The sequence below is a fragment of the Streptomyces sp. NPDC091682 genome, from assembly GCF_044756625.1.
GTDB lineage: Bacteria > Actinomycetota > Actinomycetes > Streptomycetales > Streptomycetaceae > Streptomyces.
The window spans coordinates 245,581-265,406 of the sequence record NZ_JBIVTH010000008.1 but is presented as its reverse complement, the minus strand read 5'-3'; the positions used below and the strand labels follow the sequence as shown (position 1 = coordinate 265,406).

General features: G+C 72.6%; 17 protein-coding genes. 6 read left to right on the top strand and 11 right to left on the bottom strand.

The features are described 5' to 3' along the window. Positions 1-2: 2 nt before the first annotated feature. The 4 genes from ACIQK6_RS20645 to ACIQK6_RS20630 form a co-directional block, all read right to left on the bottom strand. A complete protein-coding gene (locus tag ACIQK6_RS20645) occupies positions 3-1,538 on the bottom strand; it encodes an FAD-binding oxidoreductase (protein ID WP_402695220.1) in 1,536 nt (511 codons plus the stop codon). Between the two features lie 114 nt (positions 1,539-1,652). Continuing rightward, a complete protein-coding gene (locus ACIQK6_RS20640) occupies positions 1,653-1,859 on the bottom strand; it encodes a hypothetical protein (RefSeq protein ID WP_402695219.1) in 207 nt (68 codons plus the stop codon). Positions 1,860-2,007: 148 nt separating this feature from the next. After that, positions 2,008-2,661, bottom strand: a complete 654-nt coding sequence (locus tag ACIQK6_RS20635) for a methyltransferase domain-containing protein (protein ID WP_329095342.1) — start codon at positions 2,659-2,661, stop codon at positions 2,008-2,010. A 58-nt stretch (positions 2,662-2,719) separates the two neighbouring features. After that, complete coding sequence (locus ACIQK6_RS20630) at positions 2,720-4,243, bottom strand: IucA/IucC family siderophore biosynthesis protein (RefSeq protein ID WP_329095340.1); 1,524 nt, start codon at positions 4,241-4,243, stop codon at positions 2,720-2,722. A 108-nt stretch (positions 4,244-4,351) separates the two neighbouring features. Here ACIQK6_RS20630 and ACIQK6_RS20625 point away from each other — a divergent pair, with 108 nt between their 5' ends. Continuing rightward, entirely contained in the window at positions 4,352-5,920 is a 1,569-nt protein-coding gene (locus ACIQK6_RS20625) for an IucA/IucC family protein (protein ID WP_402695218.1), read from the top strand. Between the two features lie 132 nt (positions 5,921-6,052). On the opposite strand, the gene ACIQK6_RS20620 is transcribed toward ACIQK6_RS20625, so the two are convergent. Continuing rightward, complete coding sequence (locus ACIQK6_RS20620) at positions 6,053-7,177, bottom strand: DUF6183 family protein (RefSeq protein WP_402695217.1); 1,125 nt, start codon at positions 7,175-7,177, stop codon at positions 6,053-6,055. Positions 7,178-7,243: 66 nt separating this feature from the next. Between ACIQK6_RS20620 and ACIQK6_RS20615 the strand changes: the two genes are divergently transcribed. Together ACIQK6_RS20615 and ACIQK6_RS20610 are read left to right on the top strand one after the other, a co-directional pair. Beyond that, entirely contained in the window at positions 7,244-7,582 is a 339-nt protein-coding gene (locus tag ACIQK6_RS20615; protein WP_402695216.1) for a hypothetical protein, read from the top strand. A gap of 535 nt (positions 7,583-8,117) precedes the next feature. Next, positions 8,118-9,746, top strand: coding sequence for a sulfatase-like hydrolase/transferase (locus ACIQK6_RS20610; protein ID WP_402695215.1), 1,629 nt, complete (start codon positions 8,118-8,120; stop codon positions 9,744-9,746). Between the two features lie 88 nt (positions 9,747-9,834). On the opposite strand, the gene ACIQK6_RS20605 is transcribed toward ACIQK6_RS20610, so the two are convergent. The 5 genes from ACIQK6_RS20605 to ACIQK6_RS20585 form a co-directional block, all read right to left on the bottom strand. Continuing rightward, positions 9,835-10,155 (bottom strand): hypothetical protein, encoded by a 321-nt coding sequence (locus ACIQK6_RS20605; RefSeq protein WP_329095332.1) that lies wholly within the window; start codon positions 10,153-10,155, stop codon positions 9,835-9,837. Between the two features lie 152 nt (positions 10,156-10,307). Next, on the bottom strand, positions 10,308-10,961 hold the full coding sequence (locus ACIQK6_RS20600; RefSeq protein WP_329095327.1) for an amidohydrolase family protein: 654 nt from the start codon (positions 10,959-10,961) through the stop codon (positions 10,308-10,310). 53 nt (positions 10,962-11,014) lie between these two features. Beyond that, on the bottom strand, positions 11,015-11,881 hold the full coding sequence (locus ACIQK6_RS20595; protein ID WP_402695214.1) for an NmrA family NAD(P)-binding protein: 867 nt from the start codon (positions 11,879-11,881) through the stop codon (positions 11,015-11,017). A 50-nt stretch (positions 11,882-11,931) separates the two neighbouring features. Next, the gene (locus ACIQK6_RS20590) at positions 11,932-12,327 is read right to left on the bottom strand and encodes a hypothetical protein (protein WP_329095324.1); all 396 of its coding nucleotides are present in this window, start codon (positions 12,325-12,327) and stop codon (positions 11,932-11,934) included. A gap of 294 nt (positions 12,328-12,621) precedes the next feature. Further along, positions 12,622-13,140 (bottom strand): MarR family transcriptional regulator, encoded by a 519-nt coding sequence (locus ACIQK6_RS20585; RefSeq protein ID WP_329095322.1) that lies wholly within the window; start codon positions 13,138-13,140, stop codon positions 12,622-12,624. Between the two features lie 188 nt (positions 13,141-13,328). Between ACIQK6_RS20585 and ACIQK6_RS20580 the strand changes: the two genes are divergently transcribed. The 3 genes from ACIQK6_RS20580 (at position 13,329) to ACIQK6_RS20570 (ending at position 17,335) form a co-directional block, all read left to right on the top strand. Beyond that, positions 13,329-14,114, top strand: coding sequence for a GntR family transcriptional regulator (locus ACIQK6_RS20580; protein ID WP_329095320.1), 786 nt, complete (start codon positions 13,329-13,331; stop codon positions 14,112-14,114). Positions 14,115-14,480: 366 nt separating this feature from the next. After that, positions 14,481-15,542 carry a betaine/proline/choline family ABC transporter ATP-binding protein gene (locus ACIQK6_RS20575; protein WP_329095318.1) on the top strand — a complete coding sequence of 354 codons (1,062 nt, stop codon included), beginning with the start codon at positions 14,481-14,483 and terminating at the stop codon, positions 15,540-15,542. Beyond that, positions 15,542-17,335 carry an ABC transporter permease/substrate binding protein gene (locus ACIQK6_RS20570; RefSeq protein WP_329095316.1) on the top strand — a complete coding sequence of 598 codons (1,794 nt, stop codon included), beginning with the start codon at positions 15,542-15,544 and terminating at the stop codon, positions 17,333-17,335. The genes ACIQK6_RS20575 and ACIQK6_RS20570 overlap by 1 nt, the downstream gene beginning before the upstream one ends. A gap of 125 nt (positions 17,336-17,460) precedes the next feature. On the opposite strand, the gene ACIQK6_RS20565 is transcribed toward ACIQK6_RS20570, so the two are convergent. Continuing rightward, complete coding sequence (locus ACIQK6_RS20565) at positions 17,461-19,665, bottom strand: MMPL family transporter (protein WP_402695213.1); 2,205 nt, start codon at positions 19,663-19,665, stop codon at positions 17,461-17,463. Positions 19,666-19,826 lie beyond the last annotated feature (161 nt).

Sequence of the window (19,826 nt, the reverse complement as noted above, 5' to 3'; positions counted from 1 at the left end):
CCCTAAAGGGCCTGGGGGAAACGGAAGAGCCGGTCCGGGTCGTAGACACGCCGGACCTGCTGCAGGCGCGCGAGGTTCGGGCCGTAGTAGGCCTCGCGCCAGCCCGTAAGCTTCGGGTCGGTGTAGTTCTGGTACGCGCGGCCGCTCGCCCAGGGGCGCAGGTCCTGCCAGAGCCCGTCCAGCCAGCCCTGGTGCCGGGCGACCTCGGCCGCCGCTGCGGATTCGGGCCAGTAGGCGAGGTACTGGGCGAGGAAGGCGCTGTCGCGGTGGACGAAGGCGGTGGAGCCGGCCGGGACGCGGTTCACCGCGCCGCCGCAGACCCCGTCGAACTGGACCACGCCCAGGCCGCCCCCGGGCACGCTCGCCCCGTACCGCCGCACGGCGTCCAGCACCGCGCCGATCGCCGCGTCCGGCAGTCCGCCGCCCGCCCAGAAGTCGGACCGTGCGGCGTACGAGTCGCGGCCGAGCCGCCCTTGCGGGTCCCGGCCCGGCAGGGTGCCCGGCAGCCGGCACTGCGCCGGGCCCAGCTCCGAGCAGCCGGACATGACCCGGACGGTGTCCTCGTGGCTGCGTACGGTGATCCAGCTGTCCCGCGGTGCCCCGCCGACCAGGTCGGACAGCCGGGTCAACTGCCGCTCCAGCTCGTGACGCCCGTCGAGGCACACCACCCGTACCGCCGGTGGTACCCCGGCTCCGGCACCCGCCTCGACGGTGAACTCCACCTGGCTCCAGAACGGGTCCGGCAGCCCGGCCAGCCAGCGCTGCCAGCCGCGCAGCACGGCCGCGGAGTCACCGCCGGGCCAGCGGAGTTCGGCGAAGGCGCACGCGTCGACCGGGTGCGTGCGCAAGCGGAACTCGGTGACCACGCCGAAGTTTCCGCCGCCACCGCCGCGCAGCGCCCAGAAGAGCTCCGGATCCCGGTCGGCGGAAACCTCGCGGACGATCCCGTCGGGGGTGACCACCCGGGCCCCGGTGAGCCGGTCGGAGGTGGTCCCGTACGCCCGCGAAGCCAGGCCCAGGCCGCCGCCGAGGGTGAGTCCGGCGATGCCGACGGAGGGGCACAGCCCGGTCGGGACGGACCTGCCGTGCGGGGCGAGGGCCGCGTGCACGTCCCCGAGCCGGGCCCCGGCGCCGATCCGTACGCCGCCTTGCCCGCCTTCCCCGCCGTCGCCGTCGACCGACACCGCGGCCATGGCCCCGGTGTCGACCACCAGCCCGGCGGATCGCGTGGACCAGCCGGCGTAGCTGTGCCCGCCGCCGCGCGGGACCACGGGCGCGGCCGAGCGGCGGGCGAAGTCCAGGCAGACGGCCACGTCCCCGGCGTGCGCGGGATAGGCCACCGCGGCCGGAGCGACGGTGTCGTACCGGGGCTGGAACAGCCGGCGGGCCTCCGGGTAGTCCCGGTCCCCGGGGAGCACCACGCGCCCGTCCACGCCGCGCGCCAGCGCCCCGTAGTCCGGGGTCCGGGCCGCCGCTCCGACGGTGGCGAGGACGGCCGCGGCCGCGCTGCCCAGGACTTGGCGGCGATGGAGGCTCATACCTCCTTCCTGCCACCGCCCGGGCCGATAGCCGTGCAGGCGGGTCCCACACGCACCGGGGTGCCCCCTGAACGGCCCTGCTGGAGCGCTTCCCGGACCTCACCGGGGACCCGGTCACAGCACTGGCTCCCGGGCGTCTCGATGCGGGGCGGACACGGTGACCGTGCCGATCAGCGCCCCGTCCTCCGTCGCGATCCAGCGCTCGCCCTTGCCCAGCCGGTGGCGGGTGTCCCGGGGCGACTGGTACGAGGCGAAGAAGACCCGTCCGGCGGCGGCGTGGTCCGCGTAGGCCCGGTGGAGCAGGGCGGTCAGCTCCTCCACCGAGTCGCCGTCCCGGAAACGCCGCAGGACGAGCCCGCCGCTCTCGCCCCGCCCCCGTTTCCGCTCCCCTTGCCACCGCGTCGTCCATGTCCACGGCGGCAGTCAACGGCACCCGCGCAGCTGCCCCGGCGGCGGGACCCCGGCTGGCCTACCCCTTGCGCGCCAGCAGGAAGCCCTGGGGGGACGTCTCACCGGGGCCCGCCTCGCGAACCAGCCGGGCCACCTCGGTCAGCCCGGCCCCGCCCAGCAGACCGGCGACCTGCTCGGGCGGGGTCCGGTACACGTCGAGGTCGACCGGATGCCCGTACGCGTGCTCCAGCCGGATCAGCTCGTCGCCCGCCTTGAAGGCGATCAGGAAATGGCCGCCCGGCGCCAGCACCCGGGCGAACTCCGCGAACAGCCCGGGCAGCTGGGAGGGCGGGGTGTGCACGGTGGAGTACCAGGCCAGCACCCCGCCGAGGACCCCGTCGGCCACGTCCAGGGCGGCCATCGACGCCACCTCGAAGCGCAGCCCCGGATACGTCCGGCGGGCCACCGCAACCATCGCCGGGGACAGGTCGACGCCGAAGGCCCGAAGGCCCAGACCGGCCAGGTGCGCGGTCACCCGGCCCGGACCGCAGCCCAGGTCGGCCACCGCCCGGCCACCGCCGCCCGCGTCGTCGCGCACGTACTCGGCGAAGGCCGCCAACATGGCCCGGTCCAGCGGCTTTCCGGCCAGTTCGGTGCTGAGCAGCCGCGCGTAGTCGACGGCGACGGCGTCGTAGGACGCCCGTACGGAGCTGAGGTACGAGGTCTCTGTCATGCCCCTGAACAGTAGCCTCCAGAGCCCCTCCGGGGGGAAACCGACCGAGTGCTCCCGCTCACCCTCCGAGCAGCGGATTGGGCAGTTCCGCCCACTGGTCGCCCGGAACCCCGGGACTCAGCCGCATCCGGGTGAGCGCCTTGGTGGGCAGCGGCCCGGTCAGCAGCGCCTCGGTGTCCGAGGTGTCCGCGGTGGCAGGTAGGGCGGCCACCTCCGCGAGGGCCTCGGCGAAGGCCGCGGCCGAGCCCGCCGTCGCCCCGAGCGCCCCCGTCAACAAGGACCCGAACAGCTTGCGCCGCAGCACGGTCACGTCGTCGGTGACCAGCCTGCCGGACAGGGGCGGCACCGGCAGGCCGTGCCGGGCCAGCCGGGCCGGGCTGATCCGGATGTCGGCGAGATCGCGGTAGACCAGCCGCAGCGGGGCGCCGGTGGGGGAGAGGACGACGAGGAGGTTCTGGCCGTGCGCCTCCAGGGCCACCCCGAGCTCCAGCACCCGCAGGCACACCGAGAGCGCGAGCCGGGCGAACTCGGCCCGCCAGGCCGCCGAGCGCGCCGGGCCGAAGGAGGCCAGGGCCGCCACCGGCAGCACCCGCTCACCGGCGGCGGCGTCCGCGTACACCTCCGGCGGCTCGCGCAGCACGGCCGCCAGGTCCGGACTGTGCGCGGTCGTGGCGCCCAGCGTGCGGGTGATGTGCAGCCGGCCGTCGAGCCGCTCGGACAGGCCCTGGGCGAAGGCCGAGACGGCCGCCGCCGTCTCGATGGAGTAGACGGAGATGTCCCGCACGGACGAAGTGAGCCGGGCGCTCAGCGCGGTCTTCACGTGCGCCCCGCCGTCGGCGGGGGCCAGGGTGCGCAGGGCCATCAGCGGATGCGCCGCGAAACCGGGCCGCACCCGCTCGTGCTTCAGGACGTGCGCCGCCTGCCAGGGGTGCACCGGGACCAGGATTCGCCCCGCGTCCCGCAGCTCCGCGGGCCAGTCGCCGGTGACCAGGCACTCCTCGGCCCGTACGGCGACCAGCCCGAGTTCCACCACCGGCCGGTGCTCGGGCGCGTACGCCAGCTGCTCGGCCACCGAGAAACCGGGCCGGGAACGACAGTTCGGGTGGTAGGGATGCCCGTCGACCACCCGCTGCTCCCATTCCCACGTGGTCCGCGGGGCGGAGTCCTTCCCGGTGGGCGGCTGACCCGCCCGGGAGAGCGCGAGGGAGGCCGTACAGCCGTCCAGCTCGGCGGCGAACTGCTCCCCGTGCGGCACTCCGAGGGCCGTCACCAGCCGCGCGGCCTGCCGGTAGGGCTTGCCGTCGAGCAGCAGCTCGCTCACGTAGGGCCCGGTCGCGTACGGGTCCGGCAGCGGGCCCTCCAGCCGGGCGCCCCCGGCCAGCAGCAGCGCCAGGCCGTCGGGCGCGTGCTCGCGGCCGACGACCCAGGGCAGGGGCTCGAAGGCCAGGGCCCGCCACAGCCGGGTCAGCACGGCCGCTCGGGCACCGCCGAGCGCGGCGACGTACGAGGGTCCGAGTGACGGGCGTACGTCGGCCAGTTCGGCGGCGACGGCCTCTTCGGCCGGGGAGGGGGAAGGATGCATGCTGGGGCTCCGGCATCGGAATATCGCTTTACGGGATGATCAAGTAATGATTGCGGATACCGAAGATCACGACTGGTGGTTACGCCCTGCGAACCTCCGGCGCACCGGATGGACCGAATGGAATCAGTGGACCTCAACACCGCCGCCGACGCGTACGCCGCCGCCCCGCTCCTGAACTGCCTGCTCAGAGAGGCGGCCGTACCCGCCGAGGGGTCCGGTGCGGGCGCGGGAACAGATGTGCGCGTCCACCGGCTGCGCGGCAGCGGGCGGCTGCTGCGGGTGCGCGGGGGGCGCCGGCCCGAACGCCCCGAACTGCGCACGGCGGACGGCTGGCATCCGCTCAGCCACACCGAACTGGCCAAACTCGTCTCCGACGAACTGGGCCGGTTCACCGGCGTCCCCAACGACGAGCTCCCCGTCGAGATCATCGACAGCCGCGACGCGATCGCCGCGCTGCTCGCCGCCCGGGCCACCGCCGAACCCCCGGCGGACCCGTACCTCCTCTCCGAGCAGTCCCTGGTGATGGGCCACCCCCACCACCCCGCCCCCAAGGCCCGCGGCGGGGCGCCGGCCGGGAGCTGGCTGCCGTACGCGCCCGAAGCCCACGCCCGGTTCCCGCTGGTCTTCCTGGGGCTGCGCGAGGACCAGAGCACCGAGGAGGGCGGACCGGCCGCCTCCGCCGCGATCGACGCCCTTGCCGACGCCCTCGACGGGCCGCGCCCGCCCGCCGGATACCGGCTGCTGCCTGCCCACCCCTGGCAGCTCGACCTGGTCGGCGAGAGGCCCGCGGTGCGCGAGGCCTTCGCCGACGGGCGGCTGTTGCGGCTCGGCGAGACCCGGCGGCCGGCCTGGCCGACCGCCTCGATCCGGACCCTGTACGTACCGGACCCGGCGGCCGACCTCTTCGTGAAGTTCAGCCTCGACGTCCGGATCACCAACGACGTGCGCCGGCTGTGGCGCCACGACCTGCTGAAGCTCCGCCGCACCGATGCGGCCGTCGAGGCCGGTTTCGCCGCCCTGCACCGGACCGGATCGGCCGCGGCCTGGCTCCCGGACCGCGGCTACCGCACCGCCGCCTTCGCCTTCGAGGAGCTCGCCGTCCTGGTCCGCGACGGCCTGCACGCGCACACCCTGTCCGGGGCCACGCCGCTGCTGGCCGCCGCGCTCGCCGAGGGCTACCCCGGGAGCCCGCTGGCCGGGACCACCGACCCGGTCCGCTGGTGGCGGGCGTACCTGCGCCAGGTCGTGCCGCCGGTGCTGGAACTGTTCGCCCGGCACGGCATCGTGCTCGAGGCCCACCTCCAGAACACCCTGGTCGCCGTGGACGCGGACGGCCTGCCGGTGCAGGCCCTCTTCCGGGACGCGGAAGGGGTCAAGCTGCCGGCGGACCTACCGCGGGCGGACGCCTGGCAGCGCCTGGTCTACTGCCTGGTCGTCAACAACCTGCTGGAGATCGCGGGCGCGCTGTCCGGACGGTACCCGGACGTCTCGCCGCTCCTGTGGCCGGCTGCACGGGAGGAGTTCCTGCACTACGACGAGGCCAGCGGGCTCCCCGAGATCGCGGAACTGCTCGCCTCCGCGACCCTCCCGGGCAAGACCAACCTGCTGCTGCGCTGGACCCGCGCGGACGGCGCGGACGCCCGCTACCTGCCCCTCCCGAACCCGCTGCGCGGCTAGGCCGTCTCTTTCGGATCCTCCGGGCCCGCGCTGACCGGCCCGCGTGCCGCACCGGGGAGACTTCCGCGGCTCCGGTGCGGCATCCGGGCTGCGGGCCGCGCCGCGGACACCCTGAAGGCAGTGGCCAGGACGTCAGTCGGTGTCGGTCGCGGCCAGCACGGACAAGTGCCGATGCCCCGGTGCGAGGGCGGCAAGACCGATGTCCCATGCCACTTGCTCGAACCACTTCGTCCCGGCCTCGAAGACGTGCCAGGTGCAGTCCCGCACGCGTGCTTCGACTTCGTCGGCCGTGGCGCCTTGCGGACTTCGGGACAGCGCGGCCATGGACTGCCAGGCCGCAAGGCGGCCGTACGCCCCGAACGAGCCGGAGTTGTAGGCCCCTCCCGTGGACGCCGCGGCGAAGAGCAACTGCCATGCCCGGGCCGGAGGACGGACGTCGACCGACAGAGCGGCCTTCTTTCCTGCCCCGTGCAGACACTTCAGCCCCAGCGCCAAGAGTGCCTTCGGTACCGCCCCGACGCCCAGCGGCTCCGCAAACTCAAAGACCCGCGCCTCGATGCGCCCGTTGTACGCCTCGGCCCAGTTCGCCACGGCCTTGGCCATCGCGGTGGCAGTGGCCGGCCCGGTCGTCTCCTCCACCGACGGGACACGCACGTCGGCGATCGCCGCCGGCTCGCGGCTGTCCGGAGGCCCGTACGGCATCGAGTGACTACTGCCACCGGTACCGTAGCTCGGCAGATCCGCACATCCCTCCACGTCGGACAGCGTCAGCGGCAGCCAGCCCAGGGGGTGATGGTGCCAGTGCGGCGACGTCGCCCAGCCCGCGATGCCCGGCGTGGCCTCGATGTCCACGCCCCTGAGCACCAGTTCGTGGACCAGACAGGCCCGGAGCTCCTCCGAAGCGTGGCCGGAGAACGCCACGGCCAGGTCCGCCGGCTCGTGACCGGAGGCCAGCAGCGAGGCCGTGTAGCGGTCCAGCTTCCTTCCGGCGACCTCGGTCGAGGAGACCAGCCGCAGCGCCTGGGAGGCGTTGTCGAAACCAGGGGTGGTGGCCAGTAGCCGAAGCACACGATCGAAGACGCTCCGGTACTGCCACAGTTGCCCCTCGGAGCCGTACGTCCCGGCGAGAGCGATGCCGAGGTCCGCGGGGAAGGCGGAGTCCCCCTGTGCGAAACGGTCGTCGACCGCCGCCCACACGCCGGTGACGTTCTTCAGGTTCGGCAGCTCCGCCACGATCTTCTGTATCTGCTCGTTCACGACCGTGAGCCTACGGCGAACCTTTTCGGACTTGGCCAAATAGGGCGGCAACTACACTCTTGTGCCATGACCTACGGGGGACAAGAGGGCCCCAGTTCCTGGGACATGGAGAAGGCCGACGTCAACGGACCCCAGGACAACGCGGAGACCATCAACATCGACCAGATCGACCGCCAGGTCCTGGCCCGGGAGCTGCAAATCGCCCTGAGCAGGGTCCAGGAACTGGAACTGGACGAACCCACACGTCGCCAGGTATCCGGAGACCTGGAAGCAGCAGGCGCGGACCTACAGGCAGGCCGCACGAGCCTCGCACGAGAACGACTGACCAGAGTGCGCGCCATGGGCGGGGCACTGGCCGAGGTGGCCGGAGCCTTCCTCCGGGGCGCGGGCGTCCTGGGTGTCTGACGGGTCGTACGGACAGCACGATCCTGGGCCCTACTTCGATCAGCAGGGCCAGCATGTGCACGGACCTCAGTACAACGCGGAGGGCATCCACTTCAACCAGGCGGATCCGCAAGCCGTGGCGGACGCGATCGCGTGGAATCGCCAAAGATGGATGGACGAACAGGATGAACGCAGGCAACGATACTACGAGAGCAAGAGCAAGGACAACCGCAGGAATGTGCAAGCGGCTGCGATAATCGTCGCAGGCTCGCTCCTCCTGTACTTCGCGACCACGCTGGTACTCGAGATATTGAGCAGATAGTCCCATTCCGGATCGCCTTGAGGTCTGCACGCCGCGAGGGGGCAGAGCCACGGAGTTCGGGGACCGCGCGCGGGCGTCGGTCCGGGTTCACCCGGACGGCTCCGGGCGGTCGTGTCGTCGACCGATTCACCCGGCCGGAGATCTAGATTCTGCCCGGGACGCACCGCCACGCGCCCTTGCTCGGTGGTGTGATGGCCGGGCGGGCGCCCGCATCACCGCGAGGGATTGAGGGCCATGACACGACGTCCGAACATCCTGATGATCGTCACCGATGAGGAGCGCGCGGTGATTCCTTGTCCGCAGGGCTTCTCGCTGCCCGCCCGGGAGCGGATGGCGGAGCGGGGCGCCACCTTCGACCGGTACTACACGGCCTCGGCCATGTGCAGCTCCGCCCGGTCCGTCATCTACACCGGGCAGCACCTACCGCTCACCGAGATCTACGACAACGACAACATGCCGTACGTCCGCCCGCTCGACCCCCGACTGGGCACCCTCGGCACGATGCTCCGCGAGGCCGGCTACTACTGCACCTACCAGGGCAAGTGGCACCTCTCCAACGCCTACCTCACCCCACAGAACCCCGGCCCCACCACGAACGCGCTGGAGCCCTACGGGTTCAGCGAGTTCAACGACTGGGGCGACATCGACGGCGGTGCTTGGGCCGGGCTCAAACTCGATCCGGTCATCGCCGGCCAGGCCGTGCGCTGGCTGCGCAACCGGGCTCCGGCCGTGGAAGCCGATCAGCCCTGGTTCATGGCGGTCAACTTCGTCAACCCGCACGACATCATGAGCTTCGACTACGGCGGCTCGTCCCAGGTGCAACTACCGTTCGGCCTCGCGCACGCGGTCGTGGCCAAGGCGGCCGCCAACATTCCGATCTACCAGCACCGCTGGGACCTCGATTTGCCCGCCAGCCTGCACGACGACCTGTCCGGCGCGGCACCGGCGGTGGCCGAGTACGCACGGATGCTCGACACCGTCTTCGGCCCCGTCGCCGACGACCAGCACTGGCGCGAAGGCCTGAACTTCTACCTCAACGCCATCCGCGACGTGGACCGCAGCATCGACCTCGTCCTCGACGCCCTGGAAGCCTCCGGGCAGGCCGACCACACCGTCGTGCTCTTCACCTCCGACCACGGAGAGATGGCCGGCGCCCACGGCCTGCGCCAGAAGGGGGCCCTCGTCTACGACGAGAACTTCCACGTCCCGTTCATCCTGAGCCATCCAGACTTCCCCCAGGGCGTGCGCATCGAGGCCCTCGCCTCCGCCGTCGACATCGCTCCGACCCTGCTCGAGTTCGCCGGCGTCGACCCGGCCAAGGCCGCCACCCGCCATCCCGCGCTCAAAGGCCGTTCCCTCAGCCCCGCCCTGGACGGTGGCACCGTCCGTGACGGCGTCCTCACCGCGGTCGAGTCGGTCACGGCCCTGGACGCCTCCTTCTGGTTCGAGTTCGCCGACCCCGATGCGCCCCGGCGGATCGAGTCCGGTGACCTCCGCCCGGACTGGACCAAGCGCGGATTCCTGCGCGGCTACACCGACGGCCGCTACACCTTCGGCCGCTACTTCTCCCCGCTCAACCCCAACCGGCCCACCAGCCCCGAGGCCCTGTACGCCCAGAACGACGTCGTCCTCTACGACCGGATCGAGGACCCGCACGAGACGCGCAATCTCGCCGCCGACCCCGCCCACCGCGACCTCGTCGCACGCTACAACACCTTGCTCGAAGGCCTCATCAGCGTCGAAATCGGCACCGACACCCGCGCCTGGGTCACCGAACGCCCCCACCTTTTGGGCTGGCCCACCTGGCACGGCGACACCGACCGGCCGCCGGCCGCGGCCGCAGCTGCGCCGGCCCGAGGCTGAGCCGAAGGCTCGTCCTGCTCGTCCTGCGCGTCCGGCCGACTGCCGCGCGTGGCGGCCGTCCACCGTGACCGGGAGTCGTTTCGACCGGTCACAGACCGGCGACGTCGCCGGCCCTCTTGAGCACGGAGTCGACCGCGTTCACCACGGCGTCGTGCCGCCTCGTGCGCGCCGCCCGGTCCGCCGGGACCAGCCGCGCGGCGGCCTGCACGGCGTGGGCGTCCGGGTCGCCGAAAGCGGTCCGCGGGTGCTCTCCCGTCTCCGCGCAGTGCGCCGTGACCTCCTTGACCGCCTGGAGCACGACGGCCCGGTCCACACCGGGCTGCATGGCCAACCGCACCTGGAAACGTGCCATCCACTTTTCGCGGTCCTTCTCCCTCGCCGCGTCCGTCGTCCGGTCCTTCTTCGCCACGTGCCCTCCAGGTGATCGCAGCCGTCCGTCGTGTAGGGGGACGCCGGGGCACCGAAGTGGGTTGCGAGGGACGGACGTTCAGCCGGTGAGTACGCGTACTCACCCGCCACCCCATCGCGTCCCCCCGGGGAGTCCGGGCCGTCTTCGAGGGGTCACAGCCCGGAGAGGCCCAGCAGGTCAGCCGCGTTCGTGTCGAGGATCGCCGTGGCCTCCTCCTGGGTGAGTCCCGACTCGCTGACGTAGTTCACGGACCGTACGAAGACCTCGTCGTCCTCGTACGGGAAGTCCGTGCCGAGTACGAGCCGACCCGCTCCGAAGGACGCGGCGGCGGCGACCAGCGCCGGTCCGTGCACGTGGCTGACCGTGTCGTACCAGAGGCGGTCGACGGCCACCGAAGGGAGTTCGGGGGTCCGGGGTGACTCGAAGGCCAGATGGTCGTCGAGCCTGCGGGGCAGCAGGGGGAGGGCGCCGCCCAGGTGCGAGGCCAGGATGCGCATCCGCGGATAGCGCGCCGGAAGGCCCGCGAGGATCAGGTGCATGATCGCCACCGTGTCCTCGACCGGCGCCCCGACCATCCAGGTCATGTCGTGCTCGGTGATCAGCGGGCTGGCGGCGCCCTCCCCGGACGGGTGGATGTACAGGACGGCGCCACGCCGGTCGAGCTCCTCGTAGACGGGGTGGAACAGGGGATCGGCCAGGGTGCGGCCGAGTACGGTCGTGGTGACGCCGACGCCGACCGCGCCGAGGTCGTCGAAGGCACGGGTGACCTCGCGCAGCGTGCCCTTCGTGCGGCGCGGGCCACTCAACGGCCCTCGGTGGGCCCCGGTCCCGGTTCCGGTCCCGGTTCCGCCCCGGTCTCCTATCGACGGAAGTGGGAACGGTGCTCGTGGAGGAAGGCGTCGAGGGTGCGGGGCGGGCGGCCCAATATGTCACTGACGGTGGTGGTGGGGACTTCGGGCCGGGTGACGGCGAGTTGCTGGATCTCCGTGACGTGATCGGCGAGCCAGCCGGGCATGTGGGCGTGGCGGATGAGGTGGTCGCGCAGTTCGTCCGGGGTGAGGTCGTAGTAGCGGACCTGTCGGCCGGTCAGGGAGGTCAGTCGCGAGGCGAGTTCGGGGTACGAGACGGCTTCGGGTCCGGTCAGTGCGTAGGTGCCGCCGGCGATGTCCGGCCGGGTGAGGGCGGCGGCGGCGACGTCGCCGATGTCGCGGCAGTCGACGTAGTTGAAGGGCGCGTCGCCCGCAGTGCCGAGGATGACGCCCTGGGCAACGGCGGGAGCCAGGCGCAGGAGGTTCTGGGCGAACGCGTAGGGGCGCAGGACGGTGTGGGTGAGGCCACGGGTGCGCAGGTGTTCCTCGACGGCGTGGTGCCCGCGGGAAACGGCGACGGGGGAGTCGGGTTCGGCGGCGGGTGCGGAGATCTTGACGATGTGTCCGACGCCGGCGTGGGCGGCGATGTCGATGACGCGGGTTTCGAGTTCCACCTGTGCGGGGCCGTTGGCCATGGCGAGGAAGAGTTGGCCGGCGCCCTCGAAGGCGGTGTGGAGGGAGTGGGGGTCGGTGGCGTCGGCGTATCGGACCTCGACGGGCGGCTGGTGCGCGCCGGTCGTGCCGGGGATCGGCGCGTGCGGGGTGCGGGTCAGCGCGCGGAAAGGTGCGCCGAGCGCGAGGAGGCTGTGGACCAGGGCGTTCCCGGTCGCTCCGGTCGCTCCCATGACAACGATCATCGTGTGCTCATTCCTTGGTGATGTTCCGGCGACGGGTATCGCCGGGCGGGTCATGCCGGTCGCGCTGTGGTGGTGCTGCGCCAGCGCAGGGTGACGATGGTGGTGGCGAGGGCTGCGGAAACGGGCAGGTCCACGCGCAGGCGCTCCAGCCAGGGGGCGGCGGGGATCGGGGTGTGGGCGGGTAGCCACTGGGCGGTGAACCACCCCAGCAGGGCCGCCACGGCGACGGCGGTGAGGAGGAGTGCGGCGGTCAGGACGCCGCGCGGTGTGGTGAGGGTCCACCGTCGGGGCCGTCCGCCGTGCCGCAGCCAGGTGCCGACGAGGAACGCCACCACGGCGGAGGTGCCGGCGATGGAGGTGCAGGCGGCCACGGCCAGGTCCCGCTGCCCGGTGACGACCCCGGCCGCACCGGCCGTCAGGGCGGGGGCGACGTAGGCGGTGAGCACCTCACGCCATAGGACGAACGGCCGGGTTGGTTGGGTTGGCCGGGTTGGCCGGGGCGGCCGCGGCGGCCGGGACGGTCGGGGGGCTGCTCGGTCGGGGCTGGTTCTGTGCTTCGGAGCGGTCATGCCGGCCTCTCTTCGGTTCGGGCGAGGGAAGGGAGGGCTGCGACGAGGGGTTGCGTACCTGCCGCGGGCCTGCCCCGCCGAATTAATTAGGTGGCTAACTATTGTGGTGTGAAAAAGGCCCCGTCCTGTGGAACGGAGCCGAAGCGGCCGTAGGTGGGGGGTGGGGTGGGGTCAGTCCGCCGCCAGGGCCGCGCTGCCGCGCACCACGCGGGCGAGCAGGTCCAGGAAAACGGCGCGCTCCTCGACGGAGAGATCGCCCACCATCGACTCCAGTCGCCCGAAGTGCTCGGACGCCATGTCGCGCAGGCGCTGCGCCCCCCGCGCGGTCAGGACGGCCACCGTGCCCCGCCCGTCCTCCACGGAGGGGTGGCGCGCGACCAGGCCTTCGCGTTCCAGTCCGTCCAGTAGGCCGGTCACCGTGGCCCTGGTGACGCCGAGGTCGACCGCGAGGCGCGAGGGGGACTTCTCCCCGCCGTGGTCCTCGAGGTCGGCGAGCAGGCGGTAGCGCCCCGTCGACAGGCCGAACCGGGCGAAGTGCGCCTCGGCGGCCCGGCCGACCCGTGCGCCCGCCGAGATCAGGCGTACCGCGACCAGTACCGCCTGTGGATCGACCTCCAGGCCGTAGTGCTCGACCTGCCGTCTGGCCTGGTCCAGCGTGGGTGCTTCGCCGTCGATGCCGTCCCTCGTCATGAAAGTAATATGGCGGCTAATTACTTGGCCTGTCAAGGCGTTCGGATCCTCTCGAGGTGGCCGCGCGTGGAGGCGGAATCGGCCAATCCGGACTGCGGGCCCCGATCTGCCCTCACGAAAGGTATAGACCAATGCTACGTTGGTCGCGCAGACCGCGCAGTCCTTGACCACCCGTCAGAGGAGAAGCCATGCCCTCCCCTTCGCGGGGCGGCGGCCAGGCCGCCATGCCCAAGTACCAGCGGATCGCCGCAGCGCTGCGCAGCGATCTCGACCGTGCCGCGCACACCCCCGGCGGCAGACTGCCGTCCGAACGCAGCCTCGCCGCCCGCTACCAGGTCAACCGGCAGACCATCAGGGCGGCCCTCCAGTACCTGCGCGAGGACGGCCTCGTCGTCACCGGCCGCCGCGGCACCCGCCCCGCCGTCCCCGCCCTTGCCGCCGTCTCCGTCGCCCCGGCCGCGGCGCCCTCCGTTGGGCCCGCGCAGGTCCGGAGCTGGGTCACCTTCGTCACCGTCCCGCCCTCGCTCGGCACGTTCCTCGGCATGACCGGCGGAGACCGCACCGTGGTCCATCACCACCGCGAACGCGGCCCCGCCGGGGAGACCCTCCGGGACGCCGTCACCTACCTCAGCCCCGGAGCCGTCGCGCGGAGTCCGGAGCTGACCGCACTCCGGAACCGGGCGGCGACGGCGACGACCGCCGGCGTGCAGGACCTGACCCACTTGCACCGCTGGCTCGACCGCGCCGCCGCGGCCGGCCGGGTCGCCGAGACCCTCACCATGACCCGCGTCACCCACCCGCAGGCCGCCGCCCCGGCCTCCGCCCCGGTCTGCGGGCTGACCGTGCGCCGCACCCTGCACGACGGCTCCGGCCGGCTGCTGGCCGTCACCGAACTGGCCTTCCCCACCTGGGACCGCCTCACCTTCCACCGCGACCGGCGCGACCGCGCGACCACCGGCTTCCGCATCACGTAACGGCCGCACCCGCGTTGTGGCCTCGACCACACCCCGGGCGGCGGTGCACCGGGCCCGGCGGCCGGACCCACCGCCGGACCGCAGCCCCAACTTCCCTCCGGGGGAAGGGCGTACCGGGCTGCGGCCATCCGGGACCGCCCGCCCCGGCCCGCGCGGCCGCCCACGGGGCCCTCGCGCCCCGTACGTGAGGAGGGTCACCCCGGTGTTTGCTCAGGTGAATGCCGGGCATCGGCGCTGCTGGAGCGGAACCATGTCCTCCGGCCCATCGTGGCGGAGGACACGGCGCACACGGGCAGATCCCGTCCCGCTCCGCGGCCCGCCGCTGCGACGGCGCGCGCCGTATTCGGTACGACCCGTGAGGTGTATGTGTCCACGCTCCAGGCCGAGCACGTCTACAAGGTGTTCGGGAGGCGCCCCGCCGACAGCGCGGCCGCCGTCCGCGCGCTCGAAAGCGGCGCGGGCCGCGAAGATTTGCGCGCCGACGGGACCACCGCCGCCGTGATCGACGCCTCCTTCGACGTCCGGCCCGGCCAGATCTTCGTCGTCATGGGTCTGTCCGGATCGGGCAAGTCCACTCTGCTGCGCATGCTGAACGGCCTGCTGGAACCCACCGCGGGACGCATCCTCTTCGGCGGCCAGGACCTCACCGCGCTGAGCGCGAACGAGCTGCGCCGCGTACGGTCCACGAAGATCTCCATGGTCTTCCAGCACTTCGCGCTGTTCCCGCACCGCAACGTGCTGGAGAACGCCGGCTACGGCCTCGAGGTACAGGGCGTGCCCCGCCCCGAGCGCGAGCGGCGCGCCGCCGAGGCCCTGGCCCTGTGCGGTCTGGAGGGCTGGGAGAAGTCCTGGCCCGACGAGCTCTCCGGCGGCATGCAGCAGCGGGTCGGCCTCGCCCGAGCCCTGGCCACCGACGCCGAGCTGCTGCTCATGGACGAGTCCTTCAGCGCGCTGGACCCGCTGATCCGCCGCGACATGCAGGACCAGCTGCTGGAGCTCCAGCGGAGCCTGAAGAAGACCATCGTCTTCATCACCCACGACCTCAACGAGGCCATGCGCCTCGGTGACGGCATCGCCGTCATGCGCGACGGCCGCATCGTCCAGCAGGGCACCGCCGAGGACATCCTCACCCGTCCCGCCAACGACTACGTCGCCTCCTTCATCCAGGACGTCGACCGCTCCCGGGTCCTGACGGCCGACGCCGTCATGGACGATCCGGAACCGGCCGCCGACGCCTGTGACTGCCCCACCGTCACCGCCGGGACCCCGCTCGCCGACCTGTGCGCGGTCAGCGCCCGCGTCCCGCACGCGGTCGCCGTCACCGGCGCGGACGGCGCCGTCATCGGCTCCGTACCCCAGGACCGCCTCATCGCCTTCATCGGCGACGAACAACGGCCCCCGATGTACTGCGCGGAGGTGGCCGCCTGATGCCCCGCCTGCACCTCGGCGCCTGGGTCGACCACGGGGTCGACTTCCTCCAGAGCCACCTCTCCTGGCTGTTCGAGGCCATCAGCGTGCTCGTCACCGGCCTCTACGACGGCATCGACGCCGTCCTCTCCGCCCCCGCCCCGCTGCTCTTCGCGGGCATCCTGGCCGTCGCCGCCTGGTGGCTGCGCGGTCTGCTGGCGGGCCTGCTCGCCTTCGCGGGCTTCGCACTGGTCGACTCCCTCGGCCTGTGGGAGGACGCCATGTCCACCCTGTCCCTGGTGCTGGTCGCCACCCTCGTCACATTGGCGTTCGCGATCCCGCTCGGCATCTGGGCGTCCAGATCCGATCGGGTCAGCGCCCTCCTGCGGCCGGTCCTGGACTTCATGCAGACCATGCCGGCCATGGTGTACCTGATCCCCGGCATCATCTTCTTCGGCGTGGGCGTGGTGCCCGGCATCATCGCCACCATCATTTTCTCGCTGCCTCCGGGCGTGCGGATGACCGAGCTCGGCATCCGCCAGGTCGACGGAGAACTGGTCGAGGCCGCCGAGGCCTTCGGCACCAGCCCGCGCGACACCCTCGTACGCGTCCAGCTCCCGCTGGCCCTGCCCACCGTCATGGCGGGCGTCAACCAGGTCATCATGCTGGGCCTGTCCATGGTCGTCATCGCCGGCATGGTCGGCGGCGGCGGACTCGGCGGCGCCGTCTACAAGGCCATCGGCAACGTCGACATCGGCCTCGGTTTCGAGGCGGGCGTCTCCATCGTCATCCTCGCCATGTACCTGGACCGGATGACCGGCGCGCTCGGCCGGCAGGTCTCCCCGATCGGCCGCCGTACGCTCGCCAAGGCGCGGGCCGCCGCGACCGGCGCGGCCAAGGTGTGGAACCACCGCCCCCAGCCCGCGTACGCGATCAGCGGCGCCGTCGTCCTGGCGCTCGTCGCGGGCGGCCTGAACACCTTCGGCGGCTCCGCCGCCGAGGAGGGCCCGGCCGGGGCCGCGAACATCGGCAAGGGCCGTACCCTCTCCGTCGGCTACATCCCGTGGGACGAGGGCGTCGCCTCCACCTTCCTGTGGAAGGAGCTCCTGGAGCGCCGCGGGTTCAAGGTCGACGCCCGCCAGCTGGAGGCCGGGGCGCTGTACACCGGCTTGGCCGGCGGCCAGCTCGACTTCCAGACCGACGCCTGGCTGCCCGTCACCCATGCCCAGTACTGGGAGAAGTACGGGAACAAGCTGGAGGACCTCGGCCCCTGGTACGGCCCCACCTCGCTGGAGCTGTCCGTGCCCTCCTACGTGAAGGACGTGCGTTCGCTCGCCGACCTCAAGGGCAAGGCGGACCGGTTCAAGGGTCGGATCATCGGCATCGAGCCGAGCGCCGGCGCGATGTCGCTCCTCAAGGAGAAGGTCCTGAAGGAGTACGGCCTCGACGGCGAGTACCAGGTCGTCGACGGCTCCACGCCCGGCATGCTCGCCGAGCTGAAGCGGGCCTACGAGAAGAAGGAGCCCGTCGCGGCCGTGCTGTGGTCCCCGCACTGGGCGTACTCCTCCTACGAGCTGACCAAGCTCGAGGACCCGAAGGGCGCCTGGGGCAAGGGCGACGGCATCCACACCCTGGCCCGCAAGGGCTTCGGGGAGGACGAGCCGAAGGTCGCCGAATGGCTGAAGTCCTTCAAGCTCACCGAGGAGCAGCTGACCGGTCTGGAGGCGAAGATCCAGCAGACCGGGAAGGGCAAGGAGCAGCAGGCGGTCCGCGCCTGGCTGCAGAACCACCCCGAGATCGACCGGCTCGCGTAACACCGCGGACGGCCGGGCGGCCGAAGGCCGATGCCGTGCCCCGGCGAAGGCGCCGCCGCGCGCAGGACCGTACGACGACGGTACGGGGCCTGCGCGCGGCGGCGCCTTTCGTGCGTCCGGGCGGCTCAGCCGACCAGCACCCGGTCCGGAGTGCGTCGCCCGTCCGGGTCGCTGTCCTGCGTGCGGGGGCGCGGGCGCACCGGCCACCACATGGACCGCCCCAGGAGGGTGGCCAGCGCGGGCACCAGCACGATCGACAGGACGAAGGCGGAGAGCATGATCCCGAGGGCCGTCGCGAAGCCGGTCTGCTGGGTGGAGGGGGCGGGGGTGACGGCCAGGCTCCCGAAGGAGGCGGCCAGCACCAGGCCCGCCGTGGCGATGGCGGGCGCCGTGTGCCGCACGGCACGGCCCACCGCGGCGCGGGCCGGACCGGGCCGTGCCATCTCCTCCCGGATCCGGTCGCTCATCAGGATGTTGTAGTCGGTGCCCAGCGCGACCACGAACAGGAACAGGACGAGGGGCAGGGTGAAGTCCACCCCGGGCCGGTCCAGCGCGTGTTGGAACACCAGGGTCGAGGCGCCGAGGGTGGCGGCGAAGCCGAGTCCGACCGAGACCAGCAGGATCACCGGTGCCAGCAGGCTGCGCAGCAGGGCGAACAGGATCAGCGCGATGAGCGCCGCCGCCACCGGGAAGACCACCCGCAGGTCCTTGTCCACCGCCGTCGCGATATCGGCGAAGACCGCCGCGGTGCCGCCCACGTGCGCCTCCGTACCCGCGGGCGTCCGGGCCGCGGCCGTGGCCCTGACCGGGCCGGTCACCAGGTCGCGCGCCTCCTGTCGCAGCGGGTCGGAGGTGAGGAACAGGTCGATCCGAGCCGCCCGCCGGTCCTCGCTGAGCACGGTGTCTGCGACCTGGCCCACCCCACTGACCCCGGCGAGCGCCTTGGACAGCCCGTCGAGGCGTTCGACGGTCAGGGCGGCGCCGTCGGAAGCGGTGACGAAGACGCTGGTCGGGTCCGACACCCCGGCCGGCAGGGCGCCCGCTATTTCGGCCGCGGTGGCCACGGCGGCGGTGCGCTCGCCGCCCCCACCGCCCTGCCCGTAGTCCATGCGCATCCCCACGACCCCGGCGGCCAGCGCGGCGAGCAGCGCCACCGAGGCCAGCACCAGTACGAATGGGCGGCGCGCCACCCGGTCGCCCATCCGTGCGGCGGACCCCGGGCGGGGCTCGCGCTCCAGGGCCCGGGAAGGCCAGAACATCCTGCGGCCCGTGACCGCCAGCAGGGCCGGCATCAGGGTCAGGCTGCCCAGCAGCATCACCAGCACGGACAGCGCGATGGCCGGTCCGAGGACCCGGAACTGGCCGAAGGAGGCGACCCCGAGCGTGGCGAAGGCGGCGACGATGGTCAGGGCCGCGGAGGTGATCGCCGTACCCACCCGGCCGGCGACGTGCGCGGCCGCCTCGCGCCCGGACTGGTCGGGGTGTTCGCGCAGTTGCTCCCGGAAGCGGAAGAGCAGGAACAGGAAGTAGTCGATACCGATGCCCACCAGAACCACACTGATCAGGCTCGGTGTGGATTCGGACAGTCCGATCCCGGTCAGCAGCGCGGCGCCGACCACCGCGCCGGCCGCGGCGCCGCCGATGATGCTGACCGCGAGCAGCGGCAGCAGGGCCGCCAGGGCGCTGCGGAAGACGAGTACGTGCAGCAGGACGATGACCGCGAGCATGGCGATTCCGACGACCGTCGAGCGGGTCTTCTCCGCGTCCGTCGTGTCCACCCGGTCGGCGATCCCGCCGGTGAAACCGGTGCGCAGGCCGTCCTCCGCCAGTGCGTCCCGGGCCGACTCCCGGAAGGCCCGGTAGGTTTCCTGCACCCCGGTATCGGCGGGGTTGCCCGTCAGCTCGACGGACAGCAGTCGGAAGGAGCGGTCGGGCGCCGTCATGGCCGGGCTGACCCGGGGGACCTGCGAGTGGTCCTGTGCGAGCGGCATCGTCTCCTTGGTCCTCGGCATGACGACGCGCTTCTTGGACAACCGCTCGGCCTGCGCGTCGATGCGCTGCTCGTCGGCGGGGGCGAGCGGCGCCCCGTCCGACCGGGCCACCAGTACGGTCAGGAGGTTGGCGTCCGGCTTCGCCCCGAACCGTTCCTCGGCGATCTTCAGAGCGGCCGCCGAGTCGTACGGTGCGGGAAGGAACCCGGCGTTGCCGGTCTGGACGGCGCGGAAGACGAACGCCTGGCCCAGGACGGTCGCCGCCAATCCCAGGACCACCCACAGGGCGATCACCTTCCACGGACTTCTCGTCGAGAATCCGGTCAGGGCGCGGATCACATTTCCTCCGGTCTGTGCGGTGCGGGCCGGGGGTTCCCGGCCTGACTCCAGACCATCAGGAGCGAGCGGGCGAAACGTCGGGTCGAGGGAGGATCCGCAGCCCGGGACCAGGGTCCGGGCGCCCCCGCCGACCAGGACTCCGGTCCTGGTCCGGGCCCCGA

What these genes read in the sequence shown, in the direction of transcription:
- ACIQK6_RS20645 (WP_402695220.1), bottom strand. Translation starts at nt 1,538, where the DNA reads ATGAGCCTCCATCGCCGCCAAGTCCTGGGCAGCGCGGCCGCGGCCGTC.
- ACIQK6_RS20635 (WP_329095342.1), bottom strand. Translation starts at nt 2,661, where the DNA reads ATGACAGAGACCTCGTACCTCAGCTCCGTACGGGCGTCCTACGACGCC.
- ACIQK6_RS20630 (WP_329095340.1), bottom strand. Translation starts at nt 4,243, where the DNA reads ATGCATCCTTCCCCCTCCCCGGCCGAAGAGGCCGTCGCCGCCGAACTG.
- ACIQK6_RS20625 (WP_402695218.1), top strand. Translation starts at nt 4,352, where the DNA reads ATGGACCGAATGGAATCAGTGGACCTCAACACCGCCGCCGACGCGTAC.
- ACIQK6_RS20615 (WP_402695216.1), top strand. Translation starts at nt 7,244, where the DNA reads ATGACCTACGGGGGACAAGAGGGCCCCAGTTCCTGGGACATGGAGAAG.
- ACIQK6_RS20610 (WP_402695215.1), top strand. Translation starts at nt 8,118, where the DNA reads ATGACACGACGTCCGAACATCCTGATGATCGTCACCGATGAGGAGCGC.
- ACIQK6_RS20595 (WP_402695214.1), bottom strand. Translation starts at nt 11,881, where the DNA reads ATGATCGTTGTCATGGGAGCGACCGGAGCGACCGGGAACGCCCTGGTC.
- ACIQK6_RS20585 (WP_329095322.1), bottom strand. Translation starts at nt 13,140, where the DNA reads ATGACGAGGGACGGCATCGACGGCGAAGCACCCACGCTGGACCAGGCC.
- ACIQK6_RS20580 (WP_329095320.1), top strand. Translation starts at nt 13,329, where the DNA reads ATGCCCTCCCCTTCGCGGGGCGGCGGCCAGGCCGCCATGCCCAAGTAC.
- ACIQK6_RS20570 (WP_329095316.1), top strand. Translation starts at nt 15,542, where the DNA reads ATGCCCCGCCTGCACCTCGGCGCCTGGGTCGACCACGGGGTCGACTTC.